This window comes from Burkholderia sp. 572, from assembly GCF_040545135.1.
GTDB lineage: Bacteria > Pseudomonadota > Gammaproteobacteria > Burkholderiales > Burkholderiaceae > Burkholderia > Burkholderia cepacia.
The window spans coordinates 616,553-633,718 of sequence record NZ_JBEPLH010000001.1; the positions used below are offsets into that span (position 1 = coordinate 616,553).

At 68.2% G+C, this 17,166-nt stretch carries 16 protein-coding genes and 1 pseudogene; 12 read left to right on the forward strand and 5 right to left on the reverse strand.

Annotated features, from left to right (window positions below; genetic code table 11):
• Positions 1-40: 40 nt before the first annotated feature.
• Positions 41-1,243 (reverse strand): enoyl-ACP reductase FabV, encoded by a 1,203-nt coding sequence (fabV, locus tag ABIC51_RS02820; protein ID WP_175860373.1) that lies wholly within the window; start codon positions 1,241-1,243, stop codon positions 41-43.
• Positions 1,244-1,404: 161 nt separating this feature from the next.
• On the opposite strand from fabV, the gene ABIC51_RS02825 reads away from it, so the two are divergent.
• From ABIC51_RS02825 to ABIC51_RS02850, 6 genes are all read left to right on the forward strand, one after another.
• Positions 1,405-1,938 carry a GbsR/MarR family transcriptional regulator gene (locus ABIC51_RS02825; RefSeq protein ID WP_006480371.1) on the forward strand — a complete coding sequence of 178 codons (534 nt, stop codon included), beginning with the start codon at positions 1,405-1,407 and terminating at the stop codon, positions 1,936-1,938.
• 88 nt (positions 1,939-2,026) lie between these two features.
• Positions 2,027-3,346: an SDR family oxidoreductase gene (locus ABIC51_RS02830; protein WP_354006343.1), complete on the forward strand. Its 1,320-nt coding sequence runs from the start codon at positions 2,027-2,029 to the stop codon at positions 3,344-3,346.
• Positions 3,343-3,813 (forward strand): DUF2269 family protein, encoded by a 471-nt coding sequence (locus tag ABIC51_RS02835; RefSeq protein ID WP_021159932.1) that lies wholly within the window; start codon positions 3,343-3,345, stop codon positions 3,811-3,813. The genes ABIC51_RS02830 and ABIC51_RS02835 overlap by 4 nt, the downstream gene beginning before the upstream one ends.
• Positions 3,814-3,909: 96 nt before the next feature.
• Positions 3,910-4,803 (forward strand): thiol-disulfide oxidoreductase DCC family protein, encoded by an 894-nt coding sequence (locus ABIC51_RS02840; RefSeq protein WP_354006344.1) that lies wholly within the window; start codon positions 3,910-3,912, stop codon positions 4,801-4,803.
• Positions 4,800-6,299 (forward strand): TIGR01777 family oxidoreductase, encoded by a 1,500-nt coding sequence (locus ABIC51_RS02845; protein ID WP_175898393.1) that lies wholly within the window; start codon positions 4,800-4,802, stop codon positions 6,297-6,299. Before ABIC51_RS02840 ends, ABIC51_RS02845 begins: the two co-directional genes overlap by 4 nt.
• 72 nt (positions 6,300-6,371) lie before the next feature.
• Positions 6,372-6,995: a glutathione S-transferase family protein gene (locus tag ABIC51_RS02850; RefSeq protein WP_027790394.1), complete on the forward strand. Its 624-nt coding sequence runs from the start codon at positions 6,372-6,374 to the stop codon at positions 6,993-6,995.
• Positions 6,996-7,074: 79 nt separating this feature from the next.
• Here the strand turns inward: ABIC51_RS02850 and ABIC51_RS02855 are convergent, their stop codons facing one another.
• Both ABIC51_RS02855 and ABIC51_RS02860 read right to left on the reverse strand, forming a co-directional pair.
• The gene (locus ABIC51_RS02855; RefSeq protein ID WP_175898391.1) at positions 7,075-8,484 is read right to left on the reverse strand and encodes a serine hydrolase domain-containing protein; all 1,410 of its coding nucleotides are present in this window, start codon (positions 8,482-8,484) and stop codon (positions 7,075-7,077) included.
• A gap of 191 nt (positions 8,485-8,675) precedes the next feature.
• Positions 8,676-8,958 (reverse strand): annotated as a pseudogene (locus ABIC51_RS02860) (hypothetical protein); the annotation flags it as partial.
• Between the two features lie 80 nt (positions 8,959-9,038).
• On the opposite strand from ABIC51_RS02860, the gene ABIC51_RS02865 reads away from it, so the two are divergent.
• From ABIC51_RS02865 to ABIC51_RS02885, 5 genes are all read left to right on the forward strand, one after another.
• Complete coding sequence (locus ABIC51_RS02865) at positions 9,039-9,458, forward strand: HIT family protein (protein ID WP_021159927.1); 420 nt, start codon at positions 9,039-9,041, stop codon at positions 9,456-9,458.
• A 254-nt stretch (positions 9,459-9,712) separates the two neighbouring features.
• Positions 9,713-9,877 carry a hypothetical protein gene (locus ABIC51_RS02870; RefSeq protein WP_162836114.1) on the forward strand — a complete coding sequence of 55 codons (165 nt, stop codon included), beginning with the start codon at positions 9,713-9,715 and terminating at the stop codon, positions 9,875-9,877.
• Positions 9,878-10,033: 156 nt separating this feature from the next.
• The gene (locus ABIC51_RS02875) at positions 10,034-10,693 is read left to right on the forward strand and encodes a methyltransferase family protein (protein WP_027790396.1); all 660 of its coding nucleotides are present in this window, start codon (positions 10,034-10,036) and stop codon (positions 10,691-10,693) included.
• Between the two features lie 378 nt (positions 10,694-11,071).
• Positions 11,072-11,509 carry a hypothetical protein gene (locus ABIC51_RS02880; protein WP_027790397.1) on the forward strand — a complete coding sequence of 146 codons (438 nt, stop codon included), beginning with the start codon at positions 11,072-11,074 and terminating at the stop codon, positions 11,507-11,509.
• 892 nt (positions 11,510-12,401) lie between these two features.
• Entirely contained in the window at positions 12,402-13,238 is an 837-nt protein-coding gene (locus ABIC51_RS02885) for a bifunctional allantoicase/(S)-ureidoglycine aminohydrolase (protein WP_027790398.1), read from the forward strand.
• 150 nt (positions 13,239-13,388) lie between these two features.
• On the opposite strand, the gene ABIC51_RS02890 is transcribed toward ABIC51_RS02885, so the two are convergent.
• Positions 13,389-14,315 (reverse strand): LysR family transcriptional regulator, encoded by a 927-nt coding sequence (locus ABIC51_RS02890; RefSeq protein WP_166741981.1) that lies wholly within the window; start codon positions 14,313-14,315, stop codon positions 13,389-13,391.
• 119 nt (positions 14,316-14,434) lie between these two features.
• Between ABIC51_RS02890 and ABIC51_RS02895 the strand changes: the two genes are divergently transcribed.
• Positions 14,435-15,868: an aldehyde dehydrogenase family protein gene (locus tag ABIC51_RS02895; protein ID WP_175898388.1), complete on the forward strand. Its 1,434-nt coding sequence runs from the start codon at positions 14,435-14,437 to the stop codon at positions 15,866-15,868.
• Positions 15,869-16,170: 302 nt separating this feature from the next.
• Here ABIC51_RS02895 and ABIC51_RS02900 read toward each other — a convergent pair whose 3' ends face one another.
• Positions 16,171-16,965 (reverse strand): aminoglycoside phosphotransferase family protein, encoded by a 795-nt coding sequence (locus ABIC51_RS02900; protein ID WP_175898386.1) that lies wholly within the window; start codon positions 16,963-16,965, stop codon positions 16,171-16,173.
• Between the last annotated feature and the right edge of the window lie 201 nt (positions 16,966-17,166).

Below are 17,166 nucleotides of genomic sequence, written 5' to 3' on the forward strand. Positions count from 1 at the left end.
CCCCGCGCCGCGTGTGCGGTACGGCCGGCGGGCCGGGCCGTCAGGCCGTGGTGTCGATGATGCCCGGGATCTTCACGTCCGGGTTCACGTCCGCGTCGTAGTCGACGCCGGCGATCTCGAAGCCGAACAGCCGCAGGAACTCGGTCTTGTAGCCGGCGAAGTCGGTCAGCTCGTACAGGTTGTCGTTCGTCACGTGGTTCCACTGCGCGACGACCTTCGCCTGCACCTGCGGATCGAGCTCCTTGTAATCCGCGCGCAGGCGGCCTTCCTCGTCGACGTGCGGCGTCGCACCGTACAGGCTGTCCTTGAAGAGCCCGTACACCTGCTCGATGCAGCCTTCGTGCGTGCCGGTTTCCTTCATCGTCTTGAACAGCAGCGACAGGTACAGCGGCATCATCGGGATCGCCGAGCTCGCCTGCGTGACGACGGCCTTCAGCACCGACACGCGCGCATCGCCGCCATGCGCGGCCAGCTTGTCGCGGATCGACAGCACCTTCTTGTCGAGATCCTTCTTCGCTTCGCCGATCGAGCCGTTCCAGTAGATGTCGTGCGTGATCTGCTCGCCGAGATACGTGAACGCGGTCGTCTTCGCGCCGTCGGCCAGCACGCCGGCTTCATCGAGCGCGTCGATCCACATCTGCCAGTCCTCGCCGCCCATCACGGCGACGGTGCCGTCGATCTCTTCCTGCGTCGCCGGTTCCAGCGTGACGTCGCGGATCACTTCCTTGTCGGTGTCGAGGCCGCGGAACGTGACCGTCTTGCCGATCGGCTTGAGCGTCGAGCTGATGGTTTCGCCCGTCTTCGGATGCGTGCGGCGCGGCGCCGCGAGGCTGTAGACGACGAGATCGACCTTGCCGAGATCCTGCTTGATGGTGTCGATCGTGACCTGCTTGACCTTGTCGGAGAATGCGTCGCCGTTGATGCTGCGCGCATAGATCCCTTTTTCGGCGGCGAATTTCTCGAACGCGGCGCTGTTGTACCAGCCGGCCGTGCCCGGCTTCGTTTCGCTGCCGGCGCGCTCGAAGAACACGCCGAGCGTGTCCGCGCCCGAGCCGAATGCGGCCGAGATCCGGGCGGCGAGGCCGTAGCCGGTCGACGCGCCGATCACGAGCACCTTTTTCGGGCCGTTGGCGATCGGGCCGTGCGAAGTCACGTAGTCGATCTGTTCCTTGACGTTGGCTTCACAGCCGACCGGATGAGTCGTCACGCAGATGAAGCCACGCACGCGCGGTTTGATGATCATGGAAACCCTCTAGTCAGAAAGGCAGAAACGGCCTGAAATCGGAAAAATCCCGCGCATTGTAATGGAAGCGGCCGATCGCGGGCGGGCGCGGCCGGAACCTGGCGGATCGTCCGGTTATTTCTCTCTTGACAGAAATAACTGAAATGCCTAAATTTCACGCCATGGAACTCACACCGATTGCCGAACGATTCATTCTCCACTGGGGCGAAATGGGCTCGCGGTGGGGCGTCAACCGCACCGTCTCGCAGATCCACGCGCTGTTGTATCTGGCCGGCCGGCCGGTCGCGGCCGACGAGATCGCCGAGACGCTCAACGTCGCGCGCTCCAACGTCAGCACGAGCCTGAAGGAGCTGCAGGCATGGCGGCTCGCGAAGGTCGTGCATGTGCTGGGCGATCGCCGCGACCACTTCGAGACGTCGACCGACATCTGGGAACTGTTCAAGCTGATCGTCGAAGGGCGGCGGCAGCGCGAGATCGAGCCGACGCTCACGGTGCTGCGCGATTGCCTGACGAATCCGGAGATCGCGAACGAGAGCCGCGAGACCGAGCAGCGCATCCGCGACACGCTGCAGTTCGTCGAGACGCTCACGACCTGGTCGGACGAGATGCTGCGGCTCAAGCCCGATACGCTGATGAAGGCGCTCGGCATCGGCGCGAAGATCAGCCAGACGGTCAGGCGCAAGCCGTCGAAGTAAGCGTTACGCGCAGTGCGGGCAGGCAGCCCGCTTTTTTTGGGGTTCTTATTTCTGTCTGTACAGAAATAACTGTAAGTAGAGGATGAAAATGAACGCTGTCTTGCCGTCGACCTGCCCGCAGGGCCGCACCGGGGCGCGCCGCATGACGATCCTCGTGTGCGGCGCGAACGGCTTCATCGGGCGGGCACTGTGCGCGCAGCTCGAAGCCGGCGGCCATCGCGTGCTGCGCGGCGTGCGGCATGCGACCGGCCCGTGCGACGTCGCGATCGACTTCGCCGCCGACATCGATCCCGACGCGTGGCTCGCGCGCCTGAAGGGCGTCGACGTGGTGATCAATGCGGTCGGCATCCTCGCCGATCGGCGCGGCGCGACGCTCGACGCCGTGCACCGTGCCGCGCCGTGCGCACTCTTTACCGCGTGCTGCCGCGCCGGCGTGCGGCGCGTGATCCAGATCTCGGCGCTCGGCGTCGAGCGCGGCGGCACGCGCTACTTCGCCAGCAAGCTGGCCGCCGACCGCTTCCTGCAGACGCTGCCGATCGACTTCCGGATCGTGCGGCCCGCGCTCGTCTACGGCACGGACGGCGCGTCCGCGCGGTTTTTCCGGATGCTCGCGAGCCTGCCCGTGCAGGTGCTGCCGGCGGGCGGCCGTCAGCGGCTGCGCCCCGTGCACGTCGACGATCTCGCCGAAGTCGTCGCGCGGCTCGTCGTGCAACCGGGCGATGCGTCGGCGGCCGGCCGCGCGGTGATCGACGTGGTCGGCAACGACGAAGTCGAATACCGCGAGATGCTGGCCCGCTACCGTGCCGCGCTGGGATTTCCGCCGGCCGCCCGCGTGACGCTGCCGGGCCCGCTGGCCGGCGCGGCGGCCGCGTTGCTCGGCACGCTGCCGGGCGCGATGTTCACGCGCGACACGTGGACGATGCTGCGTGGCGGGAACACCGGCGATCCGGCCGCCGTCACGACCATGCTCGGCCGGCCGCCGCGCGGGATCGACGGCTTCATCGGCACGGAGGCCGCCGCGCTGCGTCGCGATGCGCTGGCGATGTGGCGTCGGCCGTTGCTGCGCGGCGCGCTCGCGATCGTGTGGATCTGGACGGCCATCGCCAGCGCGTTCATCCATCCGCTGCCCGCGAGCCTCGCGCTGCTCGCGCCAGCGCATCTCACGGGGCTGCCCGCGCTGATCGCGCTGTACGCGGCCAGCGCGCTGGACTTCGCGTTCGGCATCGCGACCGTCGCAGCGCCTTCACGGCGCCTGTGGGCGGCGCAAGCGGCGCTGATCGTCGCGTACTCGGCCGTCATCGCGGTCACGATGCCGGCGCTGCTCGCCGAGCCGTTCGGCCCCGTGCTCAAGAACGTGCCGATTCTCGCGATCCTGTTGATCCTTTTTTCAGAAGAAGAACAAGCATGAATACCTATCTCGTCATCAAGGCGCTTCACATCCTGTCCTCGGTGCTGCTGGTCGGCACCGGCTTCGGCACCGCGTTCTACCTCTTTTTCGCGAACCGCACGCAGTCGGTGCCCGCGATCGCGGCCGTGTCGCGCCTCGTGGTGCGCGCGGACTGGTGGTTCACGACGCCGGCCGTGATCTTCCAGCCGGCATCGGGGCTCTGGCTCGCGCACACCGCCGGCTGGCCGTGGCATACGCCGTGGCTGCTCGCATCGATCGTGCTGTATGCGATCGCCGGGGCGTGCTGGCTGCCGGTCGTGTGGCTGCAGCTCGAACTTGCATCGATGGCGAAGCTCGCCCATGCGAACGGCGACGCGGCATTGCCGGAGCGCTACTGGCGCTATGCGAAGCGCTGGGAACTGCTCGGCTACCCGGCGTTCTTCGCGATGCTGTCCGTCTACTTCCTGATGGTGCTCAAGCCGATGTAAGCGCGTGGCCGCCGCCGCACGGGAGCGGCGGTACGGCGTGCGGGAAAGCAGTCGATCGATTCACGATGCACGCAAAGACAAGAAGGAATGCGAATCATGGAATCAAGTGAACTGGTGTTGTACTTCGACGGACGATGTCCGTTATGTGTCGCGCAGATACGGCGTCTCGGCGCCCGCGACGCGCAGCAGCGGCTGGCTTTCGTCGATATCGCCGGGCCGGGCTTCGACCCGGCGCCGCTGGGCGTCGGCCTGCCCGCGCTGAATCGCGAGCTTCATGCGCGTCTGCCGGACGGACGCATGCTGACCGGCGTGGACGGCATCCTCGCCGCCCATGCGCTGACCGGGCGCGGCTGGCTCGTCCGGCTGCTTCGCGTGCCGGTCGTGCGCGGTGTGCTGGCACCGCTGTATCGCCGCTTCGCGCGCAACCGGCACGCCGTTTCGCGCTGGCTCGGCTATCGCGCCGAAGCGGCGTGCGACGGGCCGGCGTGCGGTAGCGACCGTGCCGCCGAACCCGCCGAACCCGCTGAACCCGCTGAACCCGCGGCCGATCGTCCCGCACGCGATGACATGCGCCGCATCGTGGTGACCTGGATGTACGGCGCGGCGCTCGCCCATCTGCTCGTCGGCATCGCCGTTCCGTGGGCGGCCGGCACGCCGTGGCTCGACGCGTATCACCGCGTCATCGAGCTGCATTTCTGGGCGGGCGCGGCGCCCGGCCCGGCGCGCGCGCAGCAGGTCTGGTGGATGTCGCTGATCGGCGCGACGGTGCAATGCGCGTCGGTCTGGATGCTGGCGCTCGTCGACCTCGGCAACCGGCTGCGCCGGCGGGAAGTGTGGGGATGGCTGCTGGCCGGCCTGGCGATCTGGGCGCCGCAGGACATGCTGTTTTCATTGCAGGCCCGAGTATCGGGCCACGTGGCGATCGACGCGGCGGCACTCGTTGCGATGGTGCCGCCACTTGTGTGGCTGTGGAGGAGGGATACCCCATGAACACCTTGCCTGCTTACGACTGGGCGCTCAACCTGCTGATCGTGCAGGGCGCGATGGGCGCATTCGATACGCTCTATCACCACGAGCTCACGCAGGATCTGCCGCACAGCCCGCGTGCGCGGCTCGAGCTGGGGATTCACGCGGTGCGCTCCGTGCTCTACGGTCTCGTGTTCGCGTCGATCGCGAACGTCGCTTTTCACGGCGCGTGGGTCGCGGCCCTCGCGGCGGTGGTGGTCGTCGAGGTGGTGCTGACGTTGTGGGATTTCGTCGTCGAGGACCAGAGCCGCAAGCTGCCGGCGACCGAGCGCGTGCTGCACACGCTGCTGGCCGTCAACGGCGGCGCGCTGTTCGGGATGATCGCGATGCAGCTGGCCGTCTGGGCGCACGAGCCGACCGCGCTTCAGGTACTCGACCTCGGCTGGCGCGGCGGGTTGCTGAGCGTGTTTGCCGTCGGCGTGGCGGTATCGGGCATCCGCGACGGAATCGCGGCCTGCCGGATCGCGCAACGCGCGCCGGCCGCCAATCCGTTCGCGGGGCAGCCGCCGGGGAACGTGCTCGTCACAGGCGGAACCGGCTTCATCGGCGAAACCCTCGTGAACCATCTGCTCGATGTGGGCCATACGGTCACGTTGCTGGCGCGCGACCCGCTGCGCGCGGCCTACCAGTTTCAGGGCCGTGTGCGCAGCGTGACGTCCGCCGGTCAACTGCAGCCGCACGAGCGTTTCGACACGGTCATCAACCTCGCGGGGGCGCCGGTGCTGGGCGCGCGCTGGAGCAAGCGCCGGCAGGCGGTGCTGCTCGCCAGCCGCGTCGGTGTCACGGAATCGCTGATGCGCTGGGTCGAGACCGCCGAGGTCAAGCCCCGCACGTGGATCCAGGCGTCGGCGATCGGCTACTACGGCGTGCGGCCTTCCGACGAGCGGCTCGACGAGCGCAGCAGCGCCGGCACCGGCTTCATGTCCGGGCTGTGCCGGCAGTGGGAGCAGTCCGCGCAGGCGCTCGAGCGTCATGGCGTGCGCTCGGTGGTGCTGCGGCTGGGCCTCGTGTTCGGCCCCGGCGGTGCGTTGCGCCCGATGCTGATGCCGCACTACTTCGGGATGGGCGGGCGATTCGGCGACGGCACGCAGGTGATGAGCTGGATACACCGGGACGACGTGCTGCGGATCATTGCACGCGCGATGTCGAACCCGGGCATGCACGGCGTCTACAACGCGGTCGCACCCGCGCCGTTGACCCAGCGCGAGTTCGTGCAGGTCGTGTCGAAGGTGTTGCGTCGCCCCGCGTTTCTGCACGTGCCGGCCGCGCCGCTGCGCGTCGCGATGGGCGAGATGGCCGCGCTGCTGCTGGACGGGCAGCGGGTGATGCCGGCGCGGCTGCATCAGGACGGATTCATGTTCCGGTTCCCGACGGCCGAGCACGCGCTGCGCGACCTGACGAACCGGCCGCACGCGGATTTTCCGCGTACGGCATGTCGTTTGCCGCGCCGTCGTGTATAAATTCGGCGTGAATGCGTTCGTGGCGCGCCGTGCGCCCCGAACGCTCCGCATCCGACCTCACAAGGAGACTGCATGCTGCACATCCTCGGCAAGATTCCGTCCATCAACGTCCGCAAGGTGCTGTGGCTGTGCACCGAACTGAACCTGCCGTTCGAACAGGAAGACTGGGGCGCGGGCTTTCGCACGACCAACGATCCGGCCTATCTCGCGCTGAACCCGAACGCGCTCGTGCCCGTCATCAAGGACGACGATTTCGTGCTCTGGGAATCGAACACGATCATCCGCTACCTCGCGAATCGTTACGGCGGCGACGCGCTGTATCCGGCCGAGCCGCAGGCGCGTGCGCGGGTCGACCAATGGATCGACTGGCAGGGCGCGGACCTGAACCGCTCGTGGGTCGGCGCGTTCCTCGGCCTCGTGCGGAAATCGCCCGATCACCAGGATCCGGCCGGCATCGCGCAGTCGATCGCAGGCTGGACGAAGCACATGCAGGTGCTGAACGCGCAGCTCGAAAAGACGGGCGCGTACGTGGCCGGCAACACGTTCACGCTCGCGGACATTCCGATCGGCCTGTCGGTGAACCGCTGGTTCGGCACGCCGTTCGAGCATCCGGAATTGCCGGCGGTGTCACGCTATATCGAACGTCTCGCGACGCGCGAAGGCTTCAAGCAATACGCGGGCAGCGCGAATCCGTAAGCCGGCCGGTAGCGCGTGAAGCGGCCGTGTTGCAATCGCTGCCGCTTCACGCCTGATTCATCGATCCACGTACCCGTCGTCACGCGCCGGGCGCCGGCAGCGCGTCGAGCACGCGCGCAAGAAACGCCTCGTGGTTCCACGCGGATTCCGGCCGCGACAGCCCGAGCCGCACGACCACCAGTTGACGGCTCGGCACCACGCTCACGAACTGGCCTTCATGGCCGACCGCATGAAACGCGTCGGCCGGCATTGCGACCGCGTGCGGGTCGCGATCGTTGAACGGCTCCGGCACCTTGACCCACAGCTGCGCGCCGTATTCCTGGCGCGACGACTGGGGCGTCGCGCGCGTCAGATAGCGTACCCAGCCGTCCGGCAGCAGCCGCTGCCCGTCCCACACGCCGTCCTGCAGCAGAAGCTGCCCGAAGCGTGCCCAGTCGCGTGCGCTCGCATACATGTACGACGGACTGACGAGTGTGCCCGACACATCGGGCTCGAACACCGCGCTGCGCATGCCGAGCGGCGCGAACAGCGCGCGACGCGGAAACGCGAGATAGTCGTCCCCGCTGCCGCCCAGCGCCTCGCGCATCACGCGTGCGACGATCGCGCTCGTGCCGCTCGAGTAGGACCACTGCGTGCCGGGTGTCGCCGCGAGCGGCTTCGCCGATGCGAACCGCGCGGTGTCGGGCTGCGTGAACAGCATCAACGCGACGTCGGACAGCGGGTCGTCGTAGTCCTCATTGAATTGCAGGCCGCTCGTCATCCGCAGCAGCTCGTCGAGCGTGATGGCCGCGCGCGGATCGCCGCTGCCGCGCCATTCGGGCAGCAGCGCCGCCGTATCGGGCGACAGCTTGTGCTGCGCGACGAGCGCGCCGACCAGCGCGGCCGTCACAGTCTTCGTCATCGACCAGCCGGGTAGCGGCGTGTCGGCCGTGAAGCCGGGCGCATAGCGTTCGGCGATCACCTGGCCGCGCCACATCACGACGACCGCGCGCGTGCGCCGCGGTCGTGCCGGATCGGGCTCGTCGAACGCGCGGTCGAGCGCGGTCTGCAGTTTCCGTGCGTCGATGCCGGCCGGTGGCGTGGCCGGCGCTGCTGGTGCGGGCTGCGCGGGCGGCGGATCGGGGAGGGGCGGCAGCGCGGCCGGCAACGCGCCGGGCGACGGCCCGATCGCGAGCGTGCAGCCGAGCCCGGGCCGGAAGTCGGCTTCGCGTCCGGCGAAGCCGGCGAAGGTCGCCACGGCGCGATGATGGTCGGGATCGATCGACGGGCGAACCAGCTTCAGCAGCGGATGCACGCCGGCCATGATGTCGACGTCGATCACGGACGCGGCAGGGCGGCCCGATACGTACACGCCGGAACACAGCGCCTTCGCCGCATAACCGGTCGCGACCGGCGCGAGCCGGGACAGCATGTAGCCCGTGTAGCCGATCGCGGCGACGGCCGCGAGCGCGACGCCGCGCAGGATCGGCTTCTTGAAGGGGATCGTCATGCGCGGGTGTCCTCGGTTGTCTGAAGGCGGAACACGAACCGGCAGTGTCGCAGGTTCGGATCGGCGGTGGCAATCGCGAGGGCGGCGATGCCGGGCAGCGTCGACACGGCGCGGATTGCCCGGCCTGCGCGAATCGTCTGTGTCGATCGCCGAGGTCGAACGGGCCGCGTGCGGCCCGTTCAAGCGGTGTATCACTGCGCGTTGTCGTGGTCGGAGCGCAGGGTCCAGACCGTCGCGGTATTCGTGTCGTCGTCGACGGCCGCGAATTGCGGCTGGCCTTTGCTGCCGTGCCCGAACGCCTGGCCGAACGCGGCCCCGGAACGGTGTCGACCTGCATTTGCGCGACGAAGCGCCCGTCCACCGTGAATTCGACGATCTCGCTCGGCTGCAGCGGGTTGGCGTTGACGCGTCGCCGTTCGCGGTCACGAGATGGCCGTTCGGTGCGAGCGCCAGCGCGACCCGGCCCGGCAAGTTGAAATCCGACCCGTCGTCGGCCGATAATCGTCCGGCATTGCACTCCCGCTTTCCCAGTCCAACCGATATCGGAACCCGACATGTCCTACGACAACAACAACCCGTTCGCCAGAATCCTGCGTGGCGAACTGCCGTGCGTGAAGGTCGCGGAAGACGACACGACGCTCGCGATCATGGATCTGATGCCGCAGGCCGACGGCCACGTGCTCGTGATCCCGAAGGAGCCGGCCGCGCAGATCTTCGACTTGTCCGGCGACGCAGCCGCGGCCGGCATCCGCATGACGCAGCGCGTCGCGGCGGCGGTGCGCGCGGCGCTCGAGCCGGACGGCGTGTTCATCGGCCAGTTCAACGGCGCGGCAGCCGGCCAGACGGTTCCGCACGTGCACTTCCACGTGATCCCGCGCTGGGAAGGCGCCGAGCTGCGGATGCACGCGCGCGAGATCGCCGACGCGGCGACGCTCGAAGCGCTCGCGCAGCGCATTCGCGCGCGTTTCGTGTAACGCGTCGATTGCACGCGGCACGGCGCGCCACGGCACACCGGCCGGCCGTCGCGCCATTACCTGTTTCGGCGGTCATGCGAGGTAACACGTGTAACCGCCGGCGAAACTCGGCCCGGCCGACCCGGCGCTAGACTCGGCGCATTGCTTCATCGAGCGACAGGAAGGGCGGATCGCCTCTTCGTGCCGGCCGCCGCACCTCGCGGCGGCGCGGCTTTCGCGAGGTGCCATTCGTCTTTCGCGCCGGGAATCGAGCCATGTCCAGACTTCTCATTACGCTTGCCCTGATCGGCGGCCTGTCCGGCTGCTACGTCGCGCCGCCGTACGGCTATGCGCCCGCGCCGGCCTACTACGGCTATGCGCCGGCGTATTACGCGCCGCCTGTCAGCGTCGGGATCGGCGGCAACTTCCGCATTCGCTGATCCGGCACCGGGCGCGGGCCCTGGCCGTCCCGGCCAGGGTCGTGGCGTCGTGCCGGACGATGCGCGCGGATTCGCGCGCCGCATGACGGCGGCGCGCCGCGCGGCGTGTGCGCGGTTCATATACTTCACAGGAAAGCGCACTCCGGCGAGGCAGTCATGACAGTCACCCGCAAGGTCGCCGCCCTGTCGGGCATCTCCACGCTCGTTTATCTCGGGCTCGCGGTGCTCGGCAGCGGCGGGTTCGCGGCCTTCTTCTCGCATCCGCCGCTGATCGTCGTCGTCGTCGCGACACTCGCGATGGCCGTCGCGGCGATGTTCACCGAAGGCAACCTGAGCAGCGGCGAGCGCGAGAACCGCGACAACCGCTGGGTGCTCGCGGCGTTCGGGGTGAGCGGGTTCCTGCTGGCCTACCTGCCCGCGCTGACCGACCGGCTCGACTTCTGGACCTTCGGCGGCGACGCGGTGCGCTGGGCCGGCGTTGCGCTCTACATCGCGGGCGGCGTGCTGCGCATCTGGCCCGTGTTCGTGCTCGGCAAGCGCTTCAGCGGGCTCGTCGCGATCCAGCCGGGCCATACGCTCGTGACCGACGGCATCTACCGCCGCATCCGCAATCCGAGCTATCTCGGCCTGCTCGTCAATTCGGTCGGCTGGGCGCTCGCGTTCCGCTCGGGTGTCGGCGTGCTGCTGGTCGTGTTGACGATGATCCCGCTCGTCGCGCGTATCCGCTCCGAAGAGGCGCTGCTGCGTGCGCAATTCGGCGCCGAGTACGACGCGTATTGCGCGCGAACCTGGCGGCTGCTGCCCGGCGTGTACTGACCCCCTTCATTTTTCCCCGACCGTCGTTTCCGGGCCCGCTCACGACACGTGCCCGATGTGTTGCCACGTGTGTCGCAAACGTGCGACGCCCTGCATGGACGTCCCGTCGTCGCGCAGGGCCGGAACCTCGGCGGAGCCAATGCCGGCGCGGGTTTGCGGGCATTCTGGTGCGGGCGTTCGGGGGGGCCTGTTCGTAAACAACTTGTTACCAGAATGTCGACGGCAAGGATGCGGGACCGGTGCTATTCTTCGCCGCAAGCTCATTGAAATGAATTGGTCCACGGTTCGGCACAATGCCAGACCCGACGTCGATCGATTCAGATCGTCGTACCGAGCGGACCTTCGATAACCAGATTGCGAACAAGGAAGAATACGGGAATGTGGAAGAAAATCGCCCCCGCTCTCGTCGTCGCCGCGCTGACCGGCGCGACTGCGCTGCCGGCTCTGGCAGGTGACATGAACAACGCGCTTGGCGGCGCGCTCGGCGGGGTAGCCGGCGCAGCGGTCGGCGGTGCGCTCGGCGGCAGCACGGGCTCGGTGATCGGCGGCGCCATCGGCGGCGGCGCGGGTGGCGCGGTGACGTCGAACCGTCGCGAGCGCACCGGCGCGATCATCGGCGGCGCCCTCGGCGGCGGCGCAGGCACCGCGGCAGGCAACGCGATGGGCGGCCGCACGGGCGGCCTGCTGGGTGCGGCGGTCGGCGGCGGCGCCGGCGCGGCGCTCGGCGGCAACATGTCGCGCAGCTCGTACGAGCGCGATCATGGCGATCGTGGCTATCGCCACCGCAAGCATCGTCACCACCGCGACTGGGACTGATCGCCGCTCGCGCGGCACGGTGCGCGAGCCGCGCACCGGCGCGTAGACGGCGTCGGCTTCCGACGCGAGATTCGGCCCGGCGGCCTGCCGGGCCGCCATCGCCGGCCAGACCGGCGAACATTTTCCGGCTTCACCAGCCGCGGCCGGATGCCCGATCGACGGGCCGGCCAGTTTCCCCTCCTCGCAGCATTTCCCCGTTTTCCTGCTACACCGCCTCTCGCGACGGAATGCGTCTGGGCAGCGTCGACATCCTTGGTGTTCCGTTCGATCCCCGTTCGATCCTCGTTCCGCCCCGTTGGCCCGTTTCAGTCCGACGACGGCTCATGATCGGTGCGGAGCGGCTCGCAGCCGTGCACGCTTCGGCGCACGCCAATCTGCGTAACCGGATGTATCGCGACCCGCGTGCGCGACCGGCGTGACCGCAGTTGCATGCCCGCGCCTGCAGCGCCGCCGACGTGCGTTTGCACGGCCCCGCCCGTCAGGATTTCCCGGATAGCCAGACCGTGGCGCCACGCTCCCTCACCGTGTATCGCGGGTGCCGGCAGGTAGTGGGAAATCGAATGGAATCCATCGCAACATTTAATTGGTCGATTGCGAACGACTTCGCTATCGTCGGCGATGCTCGCGTACGGCGTCGAACCGTGCCGCCGGCCGCGCGTCGTCGCATGAACGGGAGCGCCACGGCCCGGCCGCCGGCCCCGCAAGCATGGGCCGCTGCGTCCGATGAACCGGACGAACCCGTCGCGAAGCCTGGCCGACCGAACGAAGGCGCGTGCGCCTTCAAGCCACCCCGGCAACGATGTCCCGCCGCCGCATGCGTGCCCCACGCGCATGCGTGCCGCCCGATGCCGTTGGCGCCCGGGGCCGGACCAACCCATTGCCTGGATGCACTATGTCTAAGACAACGTATTACGCGCCGCACGGCGGCCACCCGCCGCAGACCGATCTGCTGACCGATCGCGCGATGTTCACCGAGGCGTACGCGGTAATCCCGAAGGGTGTGATGCGCGACATCGTCACGAGCTGGCTGCCGTTCTGGACGAACACGCGCCTGTGGGTGATCGCCCGCCCGCTGTCGGGTTTCGCGGAAACCTTCTCGCAGTACATCGTCGAAGTGAACCCGGGCGGCGGCAGCGACAAGCCCGAGCAGGACAAGAACGCCGAAGCCGTGCTGTTCGTCGTCGAAGGCGAAGCCGAGCTGACGCTGCAGGGCACGAAGCACGTGCTGAAGCCGGGCGGCTACGCGTTCATTCCGCCGGGCGCGGACTGGACGCTGCACAACGTCAGCGATGCCGCGGTGCGTTTCCACTGGGTGCGCAAGCATTACCAGGCCGTCGACGGCATTCCGCTGCCGGACGCATTCGTGACCAACGAGCAGGACGTCGAGCCGATCCCGATGCCGGGTACCAACGGCGCATGGGTGACGACGCGCTTCGTCGACATGAGCGACATGCGCCACGACATGCACGTGAACATCGTGACGTTCGAACCGGGCGGCGTGATTCCGTTCGCTGAAACGCACGTGATGGAGCACGGGCTGTACGTGCTCGAAGGCAAGGCCGTCTATCGCCTGAACCAGGACTGGGTCGAGGTCGAAGCGGGCGATTTCATGTGGCTGCGCGCGTTCTGCCCGCAGGCATGCTATTCGGGTGGCCCCGGCCGCTTCCGCTACCTGCTGTACAAAGACGTGAACCGTCACATGAACCTGACGCTGAACCCGGCGCGCTGAGCGCCGCGTCAGCAGTCGAATGTAAAAACCCGCCGGCGCATGCCGGCGGGTTTTTTCTTTGCGCGGCGGTTGTCCGGGATGCGCATGTCGATTCCAGGGCCGGTAACCATGCCGTCGCCCGAACGGCGGCGGCGCGGGCCATCCCGTGCGTCATCCCTTGCGTCCGACGCTCAACGGCGCATCGGTCAGGCGCAGCTCATGCGCGAGGTCGATCAACGCGCGCAACCGCGCGGGCACGAAGCGATGGCCCGAATAGTAGAGCCGCAGCCCGCCGAACGACGGGCACCACGGCGCCAGCACCGGCACCAGCGCGCCGCTCTTCAGTTCTTCGCCGATGAACCATTCGGAAATGAAGCCGATGCCCAGACCGAACAGGATCGCCTGCTTGATCGCGGCCAGTTCGTTGAGCGCGAACCGCACGGGCAGGTCCATCTGCAGCTTCTGCCCGTTGCGTTCGAGCTCCCAGTGATAGATGCCGCCGTGGGCCATGCGCATGCCGATGCTCTGGTGCTTGAGGAGGTCGCGCGGATGGCGCGGCGTGCCGTGGCGCTTCAGATACTCGGGCGTTGCGACCACCAGCATGCGGATATCGCGCGACAGCGCGACGGCGATCATGTCCTGCGGCACGGCTTCGGCCAGACGGATGCCGGCGTCGAACCCCTCGGCGACGATGTCGATCAGGCGCGACTCGCTCACGATGTCGATGCGGACGTCGGGGTAACGCTGCGCGTACGGATGGAACAGCGGCCCCAGCAACAGATGCGCGGCCCCCTGCGGCGCGTTGATGCGCAGCGTGCCGCTCGGTGTGTCGGGACCGGCGGCGGCATCCTCGCCGGCGCTCCTGATTTCGGCGAGCGCGGGCGCGATGCGCTCCACGTAGCGCTGGCCCGCATCGGTCAGCGACACGCTGCGCGTCGAGCGGTTGAACAGGCGCACCTTCAGGCGCGCTTCCAGTCCGGCCACGGCGCTGCTCACCGCCGTCGTCGACATGCCCAGCTCCAGCGCCGCGCCGCGAAAGCTGCTGCGGCGCGCGACGGCCAGGACCACTTCCAGCTCGGTCATTCCGGTGCGGTGCATCGATTGTCCTGATTTTCGGGATGAGTCATCAGAGATAAGGCGGCTTATCGGAACAGTAATGTATTCCTAGACTGCGTGTCATGACGTCTTGTCGGATACGCACACAAGGAGTACGCACCATGCAACGCATCGAACAGATCTACATCGACGGCGAATTCGTGACGCCGCACGGCGACGAATGGTTTGACCTGCACGACCCGAGCACCGAGCGGGTGATCGGGCAGGTCCGCCTCGGCGACGAGCAGGATGCCGAACGGGCGATCGCCGCGGCCAAGGCCGCGTTTCCCGGCTGGTCGCGCACCACGCGGGAAGAACGGATCGCCGCGCTCGAGCGCATGCGCGACGCCGTCGTCGCGCGGGAAGACGACCTGATGGAGGCCGTCGTGACCGAATACGGCGCGCCGGTCGAGCGCGGCCGCTGGATGGCGACCTATCCGGCGGACGCGATCCGGCAGGCCATCGCCGCGCTGGAGACGTTCGCGTTCGAGGAGCAGGCCGGCTCGGCCCGCGTGATCATGACGCCCGTCGGCGTGGCCGGCCTGATCACGCCGTGGAACAGCGATGCGGGGTTCATCTGCAACAAGCTGGCCACCGCGCTGGCGGCAGGGTGCACCGCGGTCATCAAGCCCAGCGAGATGAGCGCGATGCAGACGCAGGTCGTCACCGAGGCGCTGCATGCGGCGGGCTTGCCCAAGGGGGTGTTCAATATCGTCAACGGTCGCGGCGACGTGGTCGGCGACGCGATCTCGCGCAGCCCCGACGTCGCGAAGATTTCGTTCACCGGCTCGTCCGCGGTGGGCCAGCATCTGGTGAGCGCCGGCGCGGCGACGATGAAGCGCGTGACGCTGGAGCTCGGCGGCAAATCGCCGACGGTGGTGCTCGACGATGCGGATTTCGCGAGCATCATGCCGCTCGTGCTGCAGGCGGGATTCATGAACAGCGGCCAGGCCTGCATCGCGGGGACGCGCGTGCTGGTGCCGCGCCATCGGCTCGCGGAATTCGAAGACGCGATCAGCCAGGCGGTGGCGCGTGTGCGCTCAGGCGATCCGCGCGATGCCGGCACCGACATCGGGCCGATGGTCAGCGCGAAGCAATGGGAGCGGGTGCAGCACTACATCCGCATCGGGCAGGAAGAAGGCGCGGTGCTGCTGGCGGGCGGTGAAGGGCGGCCGGACGGCTTGCAGGCCGGGTGGTTCGTGAAACCGACGGTCTTTTCCCGGGCGAACAACCGGATGCGGATCGCGCAGGAGGAAATCTTCGGGCCGGTGCTGACCCTCATCCCTTACGAAGACGACGCCGATGCGATCGCCATCGCCAACGATACGCGCTACGGCCTGAGCGCGATGGTGCTGGGCAAGGACTCCGAACGCTGTGAGCGCGTGGCGCTGCAGATCGATTCCGGCCGCGTGCTCGTCAATACGCTGGCCCACGAGCCGCTTGCGCCGTTCGGCGGCTTCAAGCATTCGGGGCTGGGGCGGGAAATGGGCCGGTGGGGCATCGGCGCGTATCTGGAGCCCAAGACCCTGATCGGGAGCGCAAGCCAGGTCGCGTGAGCGGGCGCTCGCATTCGATGCCCCAGTACGTCGTGCGGGGGCGTTTGCGTCTCTCATGCTGATGCATCACGCATGCATCACCGGTGATCGGGCGCGCAAGCCGGGTCGCGTGAGCAGGCACTTGCCCTCAATGCCCTTGTCCGCCGTGCGGCCGCGTTTGCGTATCTCATGCGGCTGCACATCGCACGCGCATCGCTGGTGAAAAGGCGCGGCCGGTGATTCCAAGCCTCGGAGGTGGAACGCACGCATGCGGCGCATCCTGACGATGCGTGGCTGCTCGCGGATGCCGCTGCGTTGCGCGGCTACAAGCCGAGCGCGTGCGCGGCGAGCTGCGCGACCGCCAGCCGGGTGTCGGGCAGCAGGTCATCCTCCATCAGCCACACCGCCGACAGGCCCGCCCACGCCAGAATCCACTTCAGCAGCCGACGGCGATCGAGTCGTGCGGCATCGGCCACGCACACGACGCGTTGCGTGAAGCGCGCCGGATCGGCCGCGATCTCGTGCGCCGGATTGCAGAACAGGTTCGCGTAGTCGAACGCACGATCGCCGCGCAGCCCTTTCGGGTCGATCGCGAGCCATCCGCGATCGCCGAAATGAAGAATGTTGTCGTGATGGATGTCCCCATGCAGGACGACTTCGTCGACGGGCGGCCCGGCCAGCAGCTCGCGCGCGATCGTTGCCGAGCAATGCAGCACGTCGTCGCCGATGTCGTCCGACAGCAGCGAACGGAACCAGTCGCGCAGCGGCACGACCGAAGCCGGCTCCGGCGCGCGATGCGCGTGCAGTCGGGCGACGACGCCGCATGCGATGCGCATCGTGTCGTCGTCGTGACCCGATGCGGACAATTTGGCCAGCGACGGCGCGGGCTGCGCGCGCTCGAGCAGGATCGCGTCGCTGTCGTGCTGCCACACCTGCGCCGCGCCGTGCCCGTTCCACCACGTCATCAGCGCGTTGCCGCGCCGCTCTTCGTCGCAGGTGGCGACCTTCAGCATCGCGGGCCGCGCCTGCCAGAGAACGGGCAACAGGCCGCCGCTCGCGGTCAGGATCGGGCCGCCGTCGGGTACGAGGCCCCACAGGCCGAGGTATCGATCGAACATCACACGATGCTACAGGCGAAACGGATCGCGCGCAGCGCGGTTCTTCCGGCCGCGTTTGACGTGCCCGCACGTTCGACGTGAATGGCCCGACACCCTTTCCTAAATAAAATTTAGCCAGCCAAACTTTGGCTAAAGAATGTTCCGGTTTCGCGCGATCCCTTCGACAATGCGCGCCTTTCGTGACCGGTCGGTGCATATCGC